Annotated in this window: 17 protein-coding genes; 7 read left to right on the forward strand and 10 right to left on the reverse strand. The window is 69.4% G+C overall.

Annotation, left to right across the window (positions count from 1 at the left end; all coding sequences use genetic code 11):
* Positions 1-184: 184 nt before the first annotated feature.
* From ACZ7LS_RS05930 to ACZ7LS_RS05940, 3 genes are all read left to right on the forward strand, one after another.
* Positions 185-478, forward strand: coding sequence for an SCO4848 family membrane protein (locus ACZ7LS_RS05930; protein WP_385131898.1), 294 nt, complete (start codon positions 185-187; stop codon positions 476-478).
* Positions 479-572: 94 nt separating this feature from the next.
* Positions 573-2,000, forward strand: coding sequence for a metallophosphoesterase (locus ACZ7LS_RS05935; RefSeq protein WP_385131901.1), 1,428 nt, complete (start codon positions 573-575; stop codon positions 1,998-2,000).
* 228 nt (positions 2,001-2,228) lie between these two features.
* Entirely contained in the window at positions 2,229-3,782 is a 1,554-nt protein-coding gene (locus tag ACZ7LS_RS05940) for an ABC transporter substrate-binding protein (RefSeq protein ID WP_385131904.1), read from the forward strand.
* A gap of 199 nt (positions 3,783-3,981) precedes the next feature.
* Here ACZ7LS_RS05940 and ACZ7LS_RS05945 read toward each other — a convergent pair whose 3' ends face one another.
* Positions 3,982-4,713 (reverse strand): TetR/AcrR family transcriptional regulator, encoded by a 732-nt coding sequence (locus ACZ7LS_RS05945; protein ID WP_385131907.1) that lies wholly within the window; start codon positions 4,711-4,713, stop codon positions 3,982-3,984.
* Positions 4,714-5,006: 293 nt separating this feature from the next.
* On the opposite strand from ACZ7LS_RS05945, the gene ACZ7LS_RS05950 reads away from it, so the two are divergent.
* Positions 5,007-5,981: an SMP-30/gluconolactonase/LRE family protein gene (locus ACZ7LS_RS05950; protein ID WP_385131910.1), complete on the forward strand. Its 975-nt coding sequence runs from the start codon at positions 5,007-5,009 to the stop codon at positions 5,979-5,981.
* A 162-nt stretch (positions 5,982-6,143) separates the two neighbouring features.
* A complete protein-coding gene (locus tag ACZ7LS_RS05955) occupies positions 6,144-6,938 on the forward strand; it encodes a maleylpyruvate isomerase family mycothiol-dependent enzyme (RefSeq protein ID WP_385131913.1) in 795 nt (264 codons plus the stop codon).
* A gap of 65 nt (positions 6,939-7,003) precedes the next feature.
* Here ACZ7LS_RS05955 and ACZ7LS_RS05960 read toward each other — a convergent pair whose 3' ends face one another.
* Entirely contained in the window at positions 7,004-7,210 is a 207-nt protein-coding gene (locus tag ACZ7LS_RS05960) for a DUF397 domain-containing protein (RefSeq protein WP_385131915.1), read from the reverse strand.
* Positions 7,207-8,037, reverse strand: coding sequence for a helix-turn-helix domain-containing protein (locus tag ACZ7LS_RS05965; RefSeq protein WP_385131918.1), 831 nt, complete (start codon positions 8,035-8,037; stop codon positions 7,207-7,209). Before ACZ7LS_RS05965 ends, ACZ7LS_RS05960 begins: the two co-directional genes overlap by 4 nt.
* A 124-nt stretch (positions 8,038-8,161) precedes the next feature.
* On the opposite strand from ACZ7LS_RS05965, the gene ACZ7LS_RS05970 reads away from it, so the two are divergent.
* Positions 8,162-8,335: a hypothetical protein gene (locus tag ACZ7LS_RS05970; RefSeq protein ID WP_382520593.1), complete on the forward strand. Its 174-nt coding sequence runs from the start codon at positions 8,162-8,164 to the stop codon at positions 8,333-8,335.
* Positions 8,336-10,831: 2,496 nt separating this feature from the next.
* Positions 10,832-11,551, forward strand: a complete 720-nt coding sequence (locus ACZ7LS_RS05975; RefSeq protein ID WP_385131937.1) for a VanZ family protein — start codon at positions 10,832-10,834, stop codon at positions 11,549-11,551.
* Positions 11,552-11,579: 28 nt separating this feature from the next.
* On the opposite strand, the gene ACZ7LS_RS05980 is transcribed toward ACZ7LS_RS05975, so the two are convergent.
* From ACZ7LS_RS05980 to sdhC, 7 genes are all read right to left on the reverse strand, one after another.
* Positions 11,580-12,752 (reverse strand): sensor histidine kinase, encoded by a 1,173-nt coding sequence (locus ACZ7LS_RS05980; protein WP_385131940.1) that lies wholly within the window; start codon positions 12,750-12,752, stop codon positions 11,580-11,582.
* Positions 12,745-13,440, reverse strand: coding sequence for a response regulator transcription factor (locus ACZ7LS_RS05985; RefSeq protein ID WP_385131943.1), 696 nt, complete (start codon positions 13,438-13,440; stop codon positions 12,745-12,747). The genes ACZ7LS_RS05980 and ACZ7LS_RS05985 overlap by 8 nt, the downstream gene beginning before the upstream one ends.
* A 100-nt stretch (positions 13,441-13,540) precedes the next feature.
* Positions 13,541-14,116 carry a hypothetical protein gene (locus ACZ7LS_RS05990; protein ID WP_382520602.1) on the reverse strand — a complete coding sequence of 192 codons (576 nt, stop codon included), beginning with the start codon at positions 14,114-14,116 and terminating at the stop codon, positions 13,541-13,543.
* A gap of 157 nt (positions 14,117-14,273) precedes the next feature.
* Positions 14,274-15,062, reverse strand: coding sequence for a succinate dehydrogenase iron-sulfur subunit (locus ACZ7LS_RS05995; RefSeq protein WP_129770744.1), 789 nt, complete (start codon positions 15,060-15,062; stop codon positions 14,274-14,276).
* Positions 15,062-16,816 (reverse strand): succinate dehydrogenase flavoprotein subunit, encoded by a 1,755-nt coding sequence (gene sdhA, locus ACZ7LS_RS06000; protein ID WP_382520604.1) that lies wholly within the window; start codon positions 16,814-16,816, stop codon positions 15,062-15,064. The genes ACZ7LS_RS05995 and sdhA overlap by 1 nt, the downstream gene beginning before the upstream one ends.
* 19 nt (positions 16,817-16,835) lie before the next feature.
* Positions 16,836-17,327 carry a succinate dehydrogenase hydrophobic membrane anchor subunit gene (locus ACZ7LS_RS06005; RefSeq protein ID WP_030351578.1) on the reverse strand — a complete coding sequence of 164 codons (492 nt, stop codon included), beginning with the start codon at positions 17,325-17,327 and terminating at the stop codon, positions 16,836-16,838.
* Positions 17,328-17,337: 10 nt separating this feature from the next.
* Positions 17,338-17,718 carry a succinate dehydrogenase, cytochrome b556 subunit gene (sdhC, locus tag ACZ7LS_RS06010; protein ID WP_356515869.1) on the reverse strand — a complete coding sequence of 127 codons (381 nt, stop codon included), beginning with the start codon at positions 17,716-17,718 and terminating at the stop codon, positions 17,338-17,340.
* Between the last annotated feature and the right edge of the window lie 87 nt (positions 17,719-17,805).

Consider the following 17,805-nt stretch of genomic DNA (forward strand, 5'->3'; position numbering starts at 1 on the left):
CGTACATGGCGTGGACACCGACGCCGACCCGGGTGGGCTGATCGGCCCCGTTCCCGGCGCGTACAGCCCCACTGGCTCTACCGCGTGCGGCCGTACCGCCCGCGGCCGTACCGCCCGCCGATCCGGCCGCCCGCTCTCCGGACCCGGCTGCCGTCGACCGGACGGCGCCGGTGATACTGAACCCATGAAGCTCAACCGCCCCGTGTCCTGGTTCCTGCTCGCGTTCGGGGTGTGGAGCTGGTTCATCTGGATCACTTTCGTCAAGAACCTGTGGCAGGACGGCAGCGGACTCGCGTTTGACGACGCCGGTGACCCGACGGGGTACTTCTGGGTGCACCTGACGCTCGCCATCGTGTCCTTTCTTCTGGGGACGGCTGTCGGTGTCATCGGGTTCCGAAGTGTGCGGGCGCTCCGGCGCGAACAGCGCGTACAGCGCGAAGAGCGCGAAGAGCGCGAGCAGCAGCAGCCGACGCCGTGAGCGTCTTGAGCGCCGTGTGCGCAGGTAACGCAGGTAACGCAGGTAACGCAGGTACCGCCGTGAACAACTGGGACAAGGGATAAGGGGCCTGTTCGTGGTCGTCGTGACCGTTCTGGGGGCGCTCGCCGCCATATCGCTGGTGGCTGGGGCGCACTGGTACCTCTGGCGGCGCCTGGTGCGCGACACGACCAGCCCCGGCGGCTTCGCCCGCAGGCTGGGTACCGTCGCCGTGGTCGTGCTGCCGTTACTGTCGGTCGGCGCCGTGGTCTCGGGGCGCTCGGGGATGCCCTTCTGGGCGCAGCAGACGCTGGCCTGGCCGGGCTTTCTGTGGCTGGCGGCGCTGCTCTACCTGCTGCTGGCGCTGCTGGTGGGCGAGGCCGTACGCCCGCTGCTGAGGCGGCTGCTGGAGCGCCGGGACGCGTCGGGCGACGCGGACGCGTCGGCCGGGGCTGACGTCACGGCGGGGGCTGACGTTACGGCCGGGGCTGAGGTTACGGCCGGGGCTGAGGTCCCGGCGGACGCCGTCGCGCGTACGCCGGTGGGTGCGGGTCCTGGCACAGGGCCGGGCGCGGGTCCTGATACCCGTCCTGGCACGGGCATATCCGACGGACGTCCGGACGCGGCGGAAGTGTCCGCCCCGGCCGTCTCACCCTCCTCTGCTCCCGCTGCCTCCCCTGCCGTCGCTTCCGTTCCCACGCCCTCCCGCCGCCTGTTCGTCTCGCGCGTCGTCGGCGGCGCGGCCGCCACCGCCGCGCTCGCCACCGTCGGCTACGGCACGTACGGCGTCCTGCGCGGCCCCCGCGTCAAGCGCGTCACCGTCCCGCTCGCCAAGCTGGCGCGCGGCGCCCATGGCTTCCGTATCGCCGTCGTCAGCGACATCCACCTCGGACCGATCCTGGGCCGCGCCCACACCCAGCGCATCGTGGACACCATCAACTCCACCCAGCCCGATCTGATCGCCGTCGTCGGCGACCTGGTGGACGGCAGCGTCAAGGACCTGGGTCCCGCGGCCGAGCCCCTCGCCGGTCTCAAGGCCCGGCACGGCTCGTTCTTCGTGACCGGCAACCACGAGTACTTCTCGGGCGCCGACGCCTGGGTCGACCATATCCGTGAACTGGGCCTGCGGCCCCTGGAGAACGAACGCGTGGAGATCCCCGGCTTCGACCTCGCCGGGGTCAACGACGTCGCGGGCGAGAGCGAGGGCGCGGGCCCCGACTTCGCGAAGGCGCTCGACGACCGCGACCGGACCAGGGCATCCGTACTCCTCGCCCACCAGCCCGTCGTCATCGACGACGCCGTGCGCTACGGCGTCGACCTCCAGCTCTCCGGACACACCCACGGCGGTCAGCTGTGGCCGGGCAATCTCCTCGCGGGCCTGGCCAACCCGACCGTGGCCGGTCTGGAGCGGTACGGCGACACCCAGCTGTACGTATCGCGCGGCGCGGGTGCCTGGGGCCCGCCGGTCCGGGTCGGCGCCCCCTCCGACATCACGCTCGTGGAACTGGCCTCGCGGCAGGCGTAGACCCCGTTGGCGGATCCTCACCAGGACCGTCACCGGGACCCCTGCCGGTACCTTCGCGGAGACCTTCGCGGAGACCTTCGCCGGGCCGGGCCGGGCCCAGGCCCCGCCCGGCGGGGTTAACACGACCGTTTCCTGTGTGGCCGGGCATTCCTCTTCCGCCCATGAACCCCTTGTGGTTGGGTGAGCGCCATCACGGTCAGGGGTGGGCGTGATAGAGGGGCACAGCACATGCGGCCGATCCGTCTGCGGATACTCATCACTTCTCTTGTGCTGGTGGTCGCGGGGGTGGGGGGCTGGCAGCTGCTCCCGTCCCGCGACGCCAACCAGAAGGCGATCACTGTCGGTACGACCGACGTGGTCACCTCGCTCGATCCGGCCGGCGCGTACGACGCCGGATCCTGGGCGCTGTTCGGGAACATCTACCAGTCATTGCTGACGTTCAAACCCAGTTCGGTGACGCCGGTTCCGGACGCCGCCCGCACCTGCGGTTTCATCGGCAGCGAACTGCGCACCTACCGCTGCGAGTTGCGGGACGACCTCCATTTCGCCAACGGGAACAGGATCACGGCGGAAGACGTCAAGTACTCCTTCGACCGCGTGCTCGCCATCAAGGCGGACGTCGGCCCGCAGTCCCTCTTCGCCACGCTCAAGTCGGTCGAGGCGGACGGTCTGACCGTCACCTTCCGGCTCGGCTCGCGCGACGCGACCTTCCCGCTGAAGGTCGCCACCGGGGCCGGTTCGATCGTCGACCACACCCGCTACCCGGCGAACGGGCTGCGCACGGGCCCGGAGACCGACGGATCGGGGCCGTACGTCCTCAAGACGTACACCCCCGGCTCCATGGCGCGCCTGGAGCCCAATCCGCGGTACCGGGGCGCGATCGGCGAGGTCGGCGGGCCCGTGGACGTCACCTACTTCAAGACGTCCGCCGACCTGGCCGCCGCCTGGAAGGCCCGTACGGTCGATGTCACCCACCGCCAGCTGCCGCCGTCGCTGATCGCCGGGCTGGACGCGAGCAAGGACGACATCCGGATGAACGAGGCCGACAGCGCCGAGATCCGCAATCTCGTCTTCAACGTGCGCGAGGGATCGGCGATGGCCGACAAGGCGGTACGCCAGGCGGTCGCCGCGATCGTCGACCGGTCCAAGATCGCCTTCAATGTCTATGCCTCGACGGTCGATCCGCTCTACTCGCCCATCCCGCAGGGCATCACCTCGCACACCACACCGTTCTTCGACACCTATCCCGAGCCGGATCCGGAGCGGGCCGGGGAACTGCTGGCGGACGCGGGCGTGGAGACCCCGGTGACCTTCACGCTCGCGCACGCGGAGGGCGGTTCGGCCGCGCCGGAGGCGGCGGAGCTGCGCAAACAGCTGGAGGCCACCGGGCTGTTCAAGGTGAAGATCGTCGAGCGGGAGTGGACGGCGTTCCAGAAGGGCTACGGCGGCGGTCAGTTCGACGCGTACACCGTCGGCTGGCTCCCGGACTTCCCGGACCCGGACAACTTCGTCCAGCCCCTGGTCGGCCGGGACTCCACGCTGCACACGGGGTACGCGAGCGACCGCGTCGACCGGCTGATCGAGTCCACCCAGCAGTACAGCGAACGCGCCCGCGCCGCGCAGGACTTCAGGTCCATCCAGAAGGTGGTGGCCGAGGACGTGCCGCTGCTGCCGCTGTGGCAGAAGAAGGACTACGTGCTGAGCAGCGACGATGTCACGGGAGCGCAGTATCTGTCGGACGGGACCGGGATCTGGCGGCTGTGGCAGCTGGGCCGGCTCTGACGGCGGGGCGTGTGGGCGGACGGCGGGCTGGACGGGCCGGGCGGTCAGGGCCGGGGCTGTCCGGGGCGGGGCGGTCAGGCGCGGGGTTGTGCGGGGCGGGGGGTCAGTGCCGGGCGGTCAGGGGCGGGGCTGTGCGGGGCGGGGCGGTCCGGGGCGGTGGCGGGCGCGCTCAGGGGGCGCGGTTCCGTCCGGACAGGACTTAGCTTTCGCCGCCGGGCTTCCGGGAGGCGCGGGTCGCGGCCATCTCAGCCATCCCCGGCAGGAAGTCCGCGAACAGCTCGTGCACTTCCCGTACGAGCGGCCGCAGCACCCGGAACCGCGAAAGCGCGATGCCCCTGCTGGTCAGCCGCGCGCCGCGCTCCGCGAGCAGGCGTGACCGCTCGCTGCCCTCGGAGCGGTCGAACACCCAGTACAGGACCAGCCCCATCTGGGCGAGCCACATCAACTCCGGCAGCAGCTCCGCCAGTTCGTCCGGCACCTTCGACTTCGAACCGGCCAGCACCTCGCGGTGGACGGCGATGGCCGCGTCCCGCGCGTGCTCCGATTCGGGGGAGAAGGGGCTCAGCGGACTCTCGGGGTCGGCTGCGTTCTTGAAGAACTGGGCGGCGAACTCGTGGTACGGGGCGGCCACATCGATCCAGACCTTCAGCACGCCGGCCATACGCGCCTCCAGATCGGTCTCCCGGTCGAGCACGGCCTGCGCCGCCAGCCGGTGTTCGGCGCCGATCCGGTCGTAGAAGCCCTGGACCAGGTGTTCCTTGGACGAGAAGTAGTAGTACGCGTTCCCGACGGAGACCCCGGCCTCCGCGGCGATGGCCCGCATGGTCGTCTTGTCGAAACCGCGCTCCTGGAAGAGCCGGAGCGCGGTTTCGAGGATGAGCGTGCGGGTCTGCTCGCTCTTGGGGACCGGGGCCTTGGCGACTGGCTTCATGGCTGCCCTGGTTGCCGTAGCTGCTGTGGCCGCCGTGGGTGCCTTCGGCGCCTTGGAGCGCCGCACTGCGCCTGCGTCCTTCTGGTACTTCTCGTCCTTCACACCGACCGAGCCTAATGCGAAGGAGCGGGTGCTCCGCACGCTCCTTCGCGGGGTGCCGCGAGGGCGAGAGCCGACGTCCGAGGGTAGTAACCGGCCTTGTGGGCGGGCCTGTTCCGGCCAATGCGCCCGTGTGGCCAGAGCGTGTGATGGGGTGCGAGGGACGCATCCCATTCCTCGGAAGGACGTTCGTCATGCGACATTCCTTCGCACGCCGGAGTTTGTTCGGAGCCGCGGCCGCCATCGGCGGCGCGGCGCTCCTGGCCCCGCTCGGCGGCACGGCAGCCGCCATGGAAACCACCGGAAGGCGCTGGCCCGCCGGCTTCCCCCTGCCCGCCGGCTTCCGGCCCGAGGGGATCGCCATCGGCTCGGAGCCGTACGCCTACATCGGATCGATCGCGCGCGGCGACGTGTACCGCGCGAATCTCGCGACGGGCAGCGGCCGGGTCGTCGTCCAGGGGCTGGGCCCCGACCACCCCGTCATCGGGCTCAAGACCGACGGCCGGGGGCGGCTGTTCCTGTGCGGCGGGGTGAGCGGCGAGATCCGGATCGCCGATCTCCGTACGGGCGAGATCACCCGGACCTTCACGGTGGGCACGGACGCCACGATGGTCAACGATGTGATCCTGACCCCTGACGCCGCCTGGTTCACCGACTCGTTCGAGCCGCAGCTCTACAAACTCCCGCTCGGCCGGCACGGTGAGCCGGGGGACCGGATCGTGACCGTCCCGCTGTCCGGCGACTGGGTCCAGGGGACGGCCATCACCGCCAACGGCATCACCACGACCCCGGACGGCCGGGCGTTGCTGGTGGTCAACAGCTTCGCCAACGGCGGCGGTCTGATGCGGGTCGACCCGCGCACCGGAGTGGCGCGCGCCGTGGACCTCGGCCCGACCCGACTGCCGAACGGCGACGGCCTGCTCCTCCTGGGCCACACGCTGTACGCCGTGCAGCAGCGGCAGAACGCCATCGATGTGCTGAGGATCAACGACGCGGGCACGAAGGGCACGGCGGTCACCCGGATCACCGACCCCGAGAACTTCCGGGTCCCGACGACCGCCGCGGTCTACGGGGACCGTATCTATCTGCCCAACGCCCGCTTCGACGTGGTGGAACCGACGCCGGAGACGGACTACGACGTGGTGTCGGTGGCGCGCGTGCGGGCTTGAACGGCGCGGGCTTGAACGGCGCGGGCCTGGGCGGCGCGGGCTTGAGCGGCGCGGGCCTGGGAGGTACGCGACGGCCGCCGGACGGGCTGGGGGAGCCGGTCCGGCGGTCGGCATCCTTGCCAACAACCGGTTGGTGTCAGTGCCGCGCTCTACCGTGAGGACATGAACCTCCTGAGCCATGAACGCTATTGCTCCGAGATCGTCGCGCAGGCCGAGCTGCTGCGATCAAGCATCGAGGGCGCGGATCTGACGGTCCCCGTGCCGAGCTGCCCCGGCTGGAACGCCGGTCAGCTGCTGCGGCACCTCGGCGGCGCGCATCGCTGGGCCGAGGCGATCGTACGGACCCGGGCGGCCGAACCGCTCTCCGGCGAGCGCTTCCGCGACCTGTCGGCCTACACCCACGAGGACCCCGCGGTGGTAGGCCCCTGGCTCATCGAGGGCGCGGCGCTGCTGGCGGACACCTTGCGCGCCGCGGGACCCGACGCGCGGTTATGGACGCCGGTGCCTGGCGGCACGAGCGCGTTCTACGCCCGCCGGTTCACGCACGAGACGGCCATCCACCGGGCCGACGCGACGCTGGCTCTGGGCGCGGAGTTCACACTCGACGAGGAGGTCGCCCTCGACGCGGTCGACGAGTGGATGGAACTGGGCTCGCTGCCCATGCACTTCGACGTCCACCCCTGGACGCGCGAACTGCTCGGCCCCGGCCGCACCCTCCACTTCCACGCGACCGACACCGCACCGGGGACGGCGGCGGAGTGGCTGGTCGACCTCACCGGCGACACCCTCGCCTGGCGCCGCGCGCACGAGAAGGCGGCGGTCGCCGTGCGCGGCCCGCTGACGGAGCTGCTGCTGATCATCTACAAGCGACGCCGGCCGGTCGGTGGAGGGGACATCGAGGTGCTTGGGGACGCGAAGTTGCTGGACTTCTGGCTGGAGAGGGTCAGCTTCGGGTGACGGTCCTGGTCCTGGTCCTGGTTCCGGTCCTGGTCCTGGTCCTGGTCCTGGTCCTGGCGGACGGGTCAGACGGTGGTCGCTTTGGCGAAGGCGATGAAGGTGGTCCAGGAGGTGGGGGAGGGGGTGAGGATGGGGCCGTTGGGGTTTTTGGAGTCGCGGATGGGGACGGTGTGGGGGATGCCGTCGGCCACCTCGATGCACTCGCCGCCGTTGCTGCCGCTATAGCTGGACTTGCGCCACGCCTGTTCCGGTACGCGGATCGGCTCGGTCATGAATAGCATTCCTTCAAAATGGAGCCGATCTTAGAGGCCGACTCGTCTGGCGGCAGAGCTGTTGCCTTAAGCAGATCATAGGCATCGTAAGCCGTGGCCACATCGTCTGGACCGGCCAGAACATAGCCCTTTGGGAAGCCGTCGACGTGCACCACGTCTGTGCCTTCGCTGAAGGACAAGAGCCCGAACGGGGAACCCGATCCGGGATACGCCGCGATGGTCTTGGGGATGACCTGGATGACATGGCGCGGTGTCTCCGCCAGAGCCCGCAGCTGCTTGAGCTGTTCTCTCATGACGTGCTTCCCGCCGATAGCGCGTCGGAGAACGCCCTCGTCCAGAATGATCCACAGCCGGGTCGGATCCTCGCGCGCGAGGATCCGCTGTCGCTCCATCCGGGCAGTCACCAGGTCCTCAAGATTGCTGGGACGCCCCGTTCGTAGCACAGCCCGCGCGTATTCCTCGGTCTGTACGAGCCCAGGCACGAGCTGGGGGTGGAACATGGAGATCGAGGTAGCGGTCCACTCCAATTCGACATATCTACGGAACCACGGTGGGAAAGCCCACCGCAGGGCAAGCGGCCAGAGCCGCGAAAAGCGCCCGTTGGAGTGCGGGAACATCCGGTCACACGCTTCGGCGAAGTCCAGCGGTGGCACCCGCTTGCCTGCCTCGATCTTCGCCACGAGCGAGTAGCTACAGCACGCCGCCTGGCCCAACTCCGCGCGTGAGATGTCCAGTCGCTCACGTTCCAGCCGTACCTCGGCTCCGAAGTGAGCGAGGGGCGATGCCGCAGGGTCGGTTGTCTCCGTGGTCTCGTTTTCGACAGTCACTCAAACCCCCGAATGATCATTGGACACCTTCCAGAGTCCAAGTCGCCTATCTGTTGGGCGCGCTCAGCGGCGTCGAAGCTTGAACACACAAAGCAAGCGCGCGATAACGGAAGGTACATCTCTCATGACCGAACAAGCCACCGGTACGAGGTCGGACGACCCGGACGAGTTGGCCGTGACGGTGGAGGCGGGGGGCTTCTGGCGGTTGGTGCCGGGGTGGGTGCCACGGGACTTCGTCGAACCGACACCCGCACTGCTGGAGCATGTGGAGAGCGGGCTCAGGCGGTTGGTCGCATGACAGGGAGTGAGGCGCGGCGGCGACTGTCCGTATTGATCGCGACGTTCGGGACGGACGGCGTCCTCGTCGTACGGAAGGGTGTTCCCGGCGCGGAAGGCGCTGACCTGGCCCCGGCGTCGGCGCTCGCGTGGCCGCCGTGCGAGTGCGGCCATCCCATGTGCCCGGACTACGAGCCGCCGCCGCCGGCGGCGCCGTCCGTCGGCGGGGGTGGTGGACTGTGAGGCGAAGGTCGCGCTGGTGGTCAGGCGTCGTCGCGCGGCTGGTGGAACGACGGAGGCAGCGCCTCGCATACCGGCGTCTCCACCGTGCGCTGCTCAGCGCGTTCCAGGAACCGGATGAGGCCGTCTTGTTCGAGAAGATCTTCGGCCACCCGCCGCCGGAGGAGAAGCGCGTGCCGTGAGGCGGGTGTGTGCGGGTGAGGACCGAGGGGTAGTCGGGGTGACCCGGAATGGATCATGGCGGGTGGGGGCCGCCCCTTGGGTTTCAGTGTCGCGGCTCCGGGTCGGGCGTCAAGGGCGCTCCTTTGTCGCGTCGGCTGCGCCGATTCCGCTTCGCTCCACCCTTGACTCCCGCCCCTCCACCGCAAGTGCTGCTTTGAGGGGGGCGGCCCGGGGGGAGGGGTCCCCGGGGAAGGTCCCTTGTTCCCGGGGTCCGGTTGCCGACTGCCGGTCGGTGGGTGGGGGCGCAGGAGTGGAGTGGGGCGGCTCGGCACCGGCTCGGCGAGCAGGGGTGAGTGGGTAGTTGGGGCGCATGCCCCGCTGGTGAGGGCCCGTTGTTGGCTGCTTCTGTAGGCCGGGGCGGATGGAAGCGGCCACCTGCCCCCTATGTCTCAGTTTGGCGGGCCTTTTGGGGGGTCGTCGGGTTGGTCATGCGTCCTGGTGCCAGCTAACCGGGCCTCAGGGCGCCCCACGGCCTCCGACTGGCCCACTGTCGTCTGCTGGAGCGCGTGAGTGGTGTGGGGTGGCCCGGCACCGGCTCGGCGTCTGGCCGTGGGGGGTGGTTGGGATGCATGCCCCGCTGGTGTGGGTGGGTTCTTCGGCTACCGGTCAGGACCGAGGGGTAGTCGTGGTGGGCCGGGGGGTGTGGTGTCGGGTGGGGGCCGCCCCTTGGGTTTCAGTTTCGCGGCTCCGGGTCGGGCGTCAAGGGCGCTCCTTCGTCGCGTCGGCAAGCCGATGGGCTGCGCCCACCCTTGACTCCCGTCCCTGCACCGCAAGTGCTGCTTTGAGGGGGGGCGGCCCGGGGGGAGGGGTCCCGGAGGGGATCCGTTGGTGGGGTCGGTCCGTTGCCGACTGCCGGTCGGTGGGCCCTGCGGGGCTGCGCGGCAGTGGTGTGGGGTGGCCCGGCCTCGGCTCAGCGGGCTGGTGTGGGTGGGTGGTTGGGGCGCATGCCCCGCTGGTGAGGGCCCGTTGTTGGCTGCTTCTGTAGGCCGGGGCGGACGAGACCCGCAGCTTGCTCCCTATGTCCCAGTTTGGCGGGCCTTTTGGGGAGTCCTCGGGCTGGTCATGCGTCCTGGTGCCAGCTAACCGGGCCTCAGGGCGCCCCACGGCCTCCGGTCGGCCCACTGTCGTCTGCTGGGGCGCGGGAGTGGTGTGGGGTGGCCCGGCACCGGCTCGGCGGGTTGACCCCGGTAGGTGGCAGGGATGCATGCCCCGCTGGTGAGGGTGTGTGGGTGGTGGGGTGGCTGTGACTCAGGGGGCGGTGAGTGGTTCTCTGAGGGGCCGTGATGTGCCGTGGTGCCAGGTTAAGTGGCCGTAGGGCGCATCACCGGTCCGAGGACCCTCCAAAAGGCCCGCCAAACTGGGACATAGGGGGCGGGTGGCCCCATCGTCCGCCTTGGGCTACAGGTGCAGCCGACAACGGGCCCTCACCAGCGGGGCATGCGCCCCAACTACCCACTCACCCCTGCTCGCCGAGCCGGTGCCGGGCCGCCCCACTCCACTCCTGCGCCCCCACCCACCGAGCGGCAGTCGGCAACCGGAGCCCGGGAACACGGGTGCTTCCCCGGGGACCCCTCCCCCCGGGCCGCCCCCCTCAAAGCTGCACTTGCGGTGGAGGGGCGGGGGTCAAGGGGGACCGAAGGTCATCGGCTTGCCGACGCGACGGAGGAGCGCCCTTGACGCCCGGCCCGGAGCCGCGAAACTGAAGCCTGAGGGGCGGCCCCAACCCGCCATGATCCATTCCGGGTCACCCCGGTTACCCCTCGGTCCTGACCGGTCGTCGAAGAACCCTCCCGGACCAGCGGGGCATGCGCCCCGACTACCCACTCTCCCCTGCTCGCCGAGCCGGTGCCGGGCTGCCCCACTCCACCCCCGCGCCCCCACCCACCGACCTACGGTCGGCAACCGGACCCCCGGAACAAGGGGGCTTCCCCGGGCGGCCCCCACCCTTACCCCTCACCCGCCGGCACCTGCCGTAGCTGGGCCCTCGCGTCGCGTATCGCGGGCGTATCGGGAATCGCGTACGCCACCGCAACAGCCTTCCGTCTTCAGTGAAGGCATGGATCAGAGCACATCACTCTCAGCACATGCCCGCCGTACGCGCGCGATCACGCTCGTCGGTCTGGCGGTCCTCGCTACCGCGATCGCCGTGTTCGGCCCGGTCGACACCGTACTGAAGATGCTGTCCATGCCGATGCGCGAGCCCGGGTGGTACGTCTGGGTCGCCACGTTCAATGGCGTGGTATTCCTCACCGTGGCCGCACTGCCGTTGGCCGCGCTGGCTGTATGGGCTCTGGCCCGCCGTCGGAGCGCGGCCGGCAGCACGTCGGCGTGGCGGATGTCGCTGGCCGAGGTCGGCATCGTCTACGGGACGGTGCCGTGGGTCTGGATCACCATGCTGCCGGGTGAAGGGGCCGGCGTCGTTCCCGGTCGGGTGAGCCTGGTGCCACTGCGGGACCTGATCGCGATCCTCGACGACGGGGCGACGGGCCAGATCGTCGGCAATCTGCTGGTGTTCGTGGCACTCGGGTTCCTCGCCCCGCTGCGGTTCGCGGCGCTGGCGTCCGTGCCGAGGATCCTGGCACTCGCGGCGGGCTGCTCGGTCCTGATCGAGGTCGCGCAGTACGTCCTGCGGCTGGACCGGGTGTCCTCCGTGGACGACGTACTGCTCAACGCCGCCGGTGCCGGGCTGGCCGCGCTGGCGTCGCGCCGCTGGTGGCGCGCGGCGGCCGGAACGTCGTCCGACCGACCTCGGCCGGCCCCGGTACCGGGACGCTGAGCCGCGTGCCGCACGTCGTGTACGCGGGTCAGCGCGCAGGCGGCTGGAGGCGGCCGGAGGTGCCGGCCCCCTCCTCGGACGTCGCCGGGTCTGATCCGGCCGGGTGCGAGGGCATCGCGGGTATTTCCACAGTGACGCGCATCCCGCCGGCGGAGCGCGGGGTGAGAGTGAGCGCTCCGTCGTGTGCGTGCGTGATGGTTTTGACGATCGCCAGCCCGAGGCCGACGCCCGCGTGGTCGGTGCGTATGCGTTCGGTGCCGCGCTGGAAGGGTTCGGTGAGTGTTCGGGCCGGCTGTGGGGTGAGCTTCTCGCCGGTGTTCTCGACAGTGAGCACCACAGTCCCGGGGCGGACGCCGGTGTTGACCCACACGGTGCCCTGTTCGGGCAGGTTGTGGACGATCGCGTTGTGCACGAGGTTCGTGGTCAACTGCAGCAGGAGTGCCTGCGATCCGGTCGTGGGGGTGATGTCACCGGAGGTCTCGATGGTGACACCGCGCTTCTCGGCGAGGGGGAGGAGCGTTTCGTTGGCCTCTTCCGCCAAGAGGGACAGATCGACCCGTTCCCGGGTGAAGGACCGCTGGTCGGCGCGGCTGAGCAGGAGCAGCGCCTCGGTGAGGTCGATGGCGCGGGTGTTGACGGCATGGAGCCGGTCGATGACTTCGCCGGCGTCGTGGTCCGGATCGCTGCGGGCCACGTCGAGAAGCGCCTTCGAGATCGCCAGCGGGGTGCGCAGCTCATGAGAGGCGTTGGCCGCGAATCTCCGCTGTTCCGCGACGTGTGCTTCGAGCCGGGCGAGCATCGTGTCGAAGGCGTCGGCGAGTTCGCGGAACTCATCCTGACGGCCCGGCAGCCGGATTCGGTGCGAGAGCGACCCGTTCGTGGCCATGCGCGCGGCGCCCGTGACGCGGGTCAGCGGGGCGAGCATGCGGCCGGCGAGGATCCATCCTCCGAGGAGACCGAATACCAGGAGGAGTGCCAGCACCGCGGCCGCCCGCGGAGCGAAAACGCGCAGGAGGTTGGCCCGGACGGGAAACACACCGTACGTGGGGATGTCCGTGGGGTCGATGAGCATCCGCTCGGGGACGTAACGCAGGAGGAACACCCACACCGCCGCGAGCAGCAGGACGCCCGCGAGCATGAGGAATCCGGCGTAGCTGAGGGTGAGTTTGAGGCGAATGCTCAGGCCGGGTGCCCTATCCACGCCCGCTCCCCTCGTCTCCGGCCTCTGGTCGCGTGTCGATGCGGTAGCCGACACCTGTCGCGGTGGCGATGATCCAGGGTTCGCCGAGCCGTTTGCGCAGTGCCGAGACGGTGATGCGGACGGCGTTGGTGAACGGGTTGGCGTTCTCGTCCCACGCCCGTCTCAGCAGTTCTTCGGCGCTGACGACACCGCCTTCGGCGGCGATGAGGACTTCGAGCACGGCGAACTGTTTCCGGGTGAGCGCGACATAGCGGCCGTCGCGGTAGACCTCGCGCCGGAACGGGTCCAGCCGCAGGCCCGCGACCTCGTGCACGGGGGGTCTGCTGTGGGCGCGTCTGCGGTCGAGTGCGCGGAGACGCATGACGAGCTCGCGCAGCTCGAACGGTTTGGTGAGGTAGTCGTCGGCGCCGAGTTCGAACCCGGAGGCCTTGTCGTCGAGCCGGTCGGCCGCGGTGAGCATGAGGATGGGCATGCCGCTGCCGCGGGCGACGATGCGTTCGGCGATCTCGTCGCCGGAAGGGCCCGGGATGTCGCGGTCGAGTACGGCGATGTCGTAGGCGTTGACGCTCAGCAGTTCCAGAGCGGTGTAGCCGTCACCGGCGGTGTCGGCCGCGATCGCTTCCAGGCGCAGGCCGTCGCGGATGGCCTCCGCCAGAAAAGGTTCGTCCTCGACGATCAGCACGCGCATGCACGTGATGCTACGAGCCGGTGCGTATCGTCGGCGTATCGAAAACCGCGGACGTGCCGACGGCACCGCGCTGCCCCGACCGGCGGTACGGCTCCCCGCCTCACATCGCGCTGAGCGACCGCGCGTAGCTGATCTGGCCCATGACCATCTGGAACGTGCCCGCGTGGTTCGCCGGGATCATCGTCGAGTGGTGCCTGCCGCCGCTGGTGACCGTGACCTGGATGAAGCCCGTCGTCGTCTTCTCCTTCATCAGGAGGAAGAGCAGCCCGAGCAGGCAGAAGAGGAAGAAGACGACGGCCAGGATGATGGCGTGCGTCGGGATCTTCTCCTCCGTACGGGACATGTCCGTCGCGTTCCAGACCGCGCCCCGCAGCGGCAGCGTGCCCGACGGGGTGATGATCGAGTCGCCCACGACCGTGATGTCGCCGATCGACACCAGCGGCGTGCCGGGGGTGCCCGTCGGTACCGGGTACGGGGCGCCGGACTGCGGATAGCCGTACCCCGGGGCGGTGTTGGCGCCGGGGTAGCCGTAGCCCGCGGTGCCGCCCGGTGCTCCGTCGGCGAGTGTCGGGTTGGGGAAGTCGTACTCCGGGACCCCCGGCGCACCGGCCGGCGGGGTGCCCGGTGTCGGCCCCCATTTGTACTCCCCGTCCGCGTACGGATTGGGCTCAGTCATCTCGTCATCTCCCCGTTCCCCTGGGCCTGTCGACAGGATCGATCCTGACACGGAAGGGCCCGTTTCTGTATGACGTACCTACAGAAACGAGCCCTCCGGAATCCAGCGCTCGGACCCGCGTGTTCAGAAGTGGTGCGTGATCAGAAGCGGCGCGTCTTCAGAAGCGGCGCGTGATCAGCGCGCGCTTGACTTCCTGGATCGCCTTCGTGACCTCGATACCGCGCGGGCAGGCGTCCGTGCAGTTGAACGTCGTGCGGCAACGCCACACGCCGTCCTTGTCGTTGAGGATCTCCAGCCGCTGCTCCCCGGCCTCGTCACGCGAGTCGAAGATGAAGCGGTGCGCGTTCACGATCGCGGCGGGGCCGAAGTACTGCCCGTCGTTCCAGAACACCGGGCAGGACGACGTGCACGCCGCGCACAGGATGCACTTGGTGGTGTCGTCGAAGCGCTCGCGGTCCTCGGCGGACTGCAGCCGCTCGCGCGTCGGCTCGTTGCCGCTGGTGACGAGGAAGGGCATCACATCGCGGTACGCCTGGAAGAACGGGTCCATGTCCACGATCAGGTCCTTGAGGACCGTGAGCCCTTTTATGGCCTCGATCGTGACCGGCTTGCTGACGGCCCCGGTCTTGTCCGTGGAGATGATGTCCTTGATCAGCGTCTTGCACGCCAGCCGGTTGCGGCCGTTGATGCGCATCGCGTCGGAGCCGCAGATGCCGTGCGCGCAGGAGCGCCGGAAGGTGAGCGTGCCGTCGACGTCCCACTTGATCTTGTGGAGGGCGTCGAGCACGCGCTCCTTCGGATCGATGTCGATCCGGAAGTCCTCCCACACGGCGTCGGCGGAGACCTCCGGGTTGAAGCGGCGGATCCGGAACGTCACCGCGATGAGGTGCGAGGAGGTGGAGTCCGCCTCCAGCGCCTCCAGCTTGTCCATGGTCGGGGTAGCCATCAGTACTTACGCTCCATCGGCTGGTAGCGGGTCTGGACGACCGGCTTGTAGTCGAGCCTGATCGACTCGGTGCCGTCGTCGCCCACCTCGCGGTACGCCATGGTGTGGCGCATGAAGTTGACGTCGTCGCGGTTCGGGTAGTCCTCGCGGTAGTGACCGCCGCGCGATTCCTTGCGCGCCAGGGCCGAGGTCGCCATCACCTCGGCGAGGTCGAGCAGGTTGCCCAGCTCGATGGCCTCCAGAAGGTCCGTGTTGAACCGCTTGCCCTTGTCCTGGACGGACACGTGCAGGTAGCGCTCGCGCAGCTCGGCGATCTTCGCGACCGCCGTCTTGATCGTCTGCTCGGTGCGGAACACCATCACATTGGCGTCCATGCACTCCTGGAGCTCCAGGCGCAGCGTGGCGACCCGCTCCTTGCCCGTGGAGTTCCGCAGCCGCTCGACCTGGGCCTCGACCAGCGACGCCGGGTCCTCGGGAAGCTCGACGTAGTCGCTCTTCGCCGCGTACTCGGCGGCCGCGATGCCCGAACGGCGTCCGAAGACGTTGATGTCGAGCAGCGAGTTGGTGCCCAGCCGGTTGGCGCCGTGCACCGAGACGCACGCGACCTCCCCGGCGGCGTACAGACCGGGAACGACCGTCGTGTTGTCCGCGAGGACCTCACCCTGGACGTTGGTGGGGATGCCGCCCATGGCGTAGTGCGCGGTCGGCTGGATCGGGATCGGGTCCGTGTACGGCTCGATGCCCAGGTACGTACGGGCGAACTCGGTGATGTCGGGCAGCTTGGCGTCCAGCTGCTCCGGCGGGAGGTGCGTCAGGTCCAGATAGACGTGGTCGCCCTCGGGACCGCAGCCGCGGCCCTCGCGGATCTCCGTGTAGATGGAGCGCGAGACGACATCGCGCGAGGCGAGGTCCTTCATGACGGGCGCGTACTTCTCCATGAAGCGCTCGCCGTCCTTGTTGCGCAGGATGCCACCCTCACCGCGGGCGCCCTCCGTGAGCAGGATGCCCATGCGCCAGATGCCCGTCGGGTGGAACTGGAAGAACTCCATGTCCTCCAGCGGCAGCCCGCGCCGGTAGCAGGCGGCCTGGCCGTCACCGGTCAGGGTGTGCGCGTTGGACGTCACCTTGAAGAACTTGCCGGTGCCGCCGGACGCGTAGATGACCGACTTCGCCTGGAAGACATGGATCTCGCCGGTGGCCAGCTCGTACGCGACCACACCGGCGGACGTCTTGACCCCGTCGACCTCGGTCAGCAGCTGGTCCAGGACGTAGAACTCGTTGAAGAACTCCACGCCCTCCTTGACGCAGTTCTGGTACAGCGTCTGGAGGATCATGTGGCCCGTACGGTCCGCGGCGTAGCAGGACCGGCGGACCGGCGCCTCGCCGTGGTTACGGGAGTGGCCGCCGAAGCGGCGCTGGTCGATGGTGCCGTCCGGGGTCCGGTTGAACGGCAGGCCCATCTTCTCCAGGTCGAGGACCGCGTCGATGGCCTCCTTCGCCAGGATCTCGGCGGCGTCCTGGTCGACCAGGTAGTCGCCGCCCTTGATCGTGTCGAAGGTGTGCCACTCCCAGTTGTCCTCCTCCACATTGGCGAGCGCGGCGGCCATGCCGCCCTGCGCGGCGCCCGTGTGGGACCGGGTGGGGTACAGCTTCGTCAGCACGGCGGTACGGCTGCGCTTGGTCGACTCGATGGCCGCGCGCATACCGGCGCCACCGGCGCCGACGATGACGGTGTCGTACTTATGGATCTTCATTGTCTCGTCAGCCCCGGCTTTAGCGGATGTTCGGGTCGAAGGTGAAGATCACCAGCGAGCCCAGAAGGATGGTGAACACCGTGGCGGTGTACAGCAGGCCCTTGAGCCACAGACGCGTGTTGGCGCGCTCCGCGTAGTCGTTGATGATCGTACGGAGGCCATTCGCCCCGTGAAGCATCGCCAGCCACAGCATCAGCAGGTCCCAGACCTGCCAGAACGGCGAGGCCCAGCGGCCGGCCACGAAGGCGAAGCCGATCTTGGACACGCCGCCGTCCAGCACCAGCTGGATCAACAGGTGGCCGATGACCAGCACGACCAGCACGACGCCGGACAGCCGCATGAAGAGCCACGCGGCCATCTCGAAGTTGCCGCGGGTCGCCTTCGGGGTCTTGTTGGTCCGCTGGCGCGGCGCCTCGATGACGGGCGCCGGGTGATCGACGTCGTACAGGCTCTCGCCCTCGACGACGCCGATCGCGGAAGAGGTCTCGGTGACTGCGTTGTTGGAAGACATCGGCGGACTCTCAGCTCCCGAAGACTTCGCGCACGGCGTGGCCGAGCACGGGGTAGAGGGCGCCGACCATCAGGATGAACCAGATGCCCACGGCGGTCCACAGCATCTGCTTCTGGTAGCGCGGGCCCTTGGACCAGAAGTCCACGGCGATGACGCGCAGGCCGTTGAGCGCGTGGAAGAGGATGGCGGCCACAAGGCCGTACTCGAGCAGCGCCACGACCGGCGTCTTGTAGATGGCGACGGTGTCGTCGTATGCCTCGGGTGAGACACGGACGAGAGCGGTGTCCAGCACGTGTACGAACAGGAAGAAGAAGATGAGCACGCCGGTGACTCGATGAGCCACCCACGACCACATTCCTTCCCGGCCGCGGTACAGCGTTCCAGCCGGCACGGAAAAACCCTCCGGGAGCGGGGATCGGGGCCGGCCGCCATCTTCTACTCAATCAAGCACAGTGGTGTCGGTCGCGCCCGGCCGGGT

It is taken from the genome of Streptomyces sp. NPDC039430, assembly GCF_055639435.1.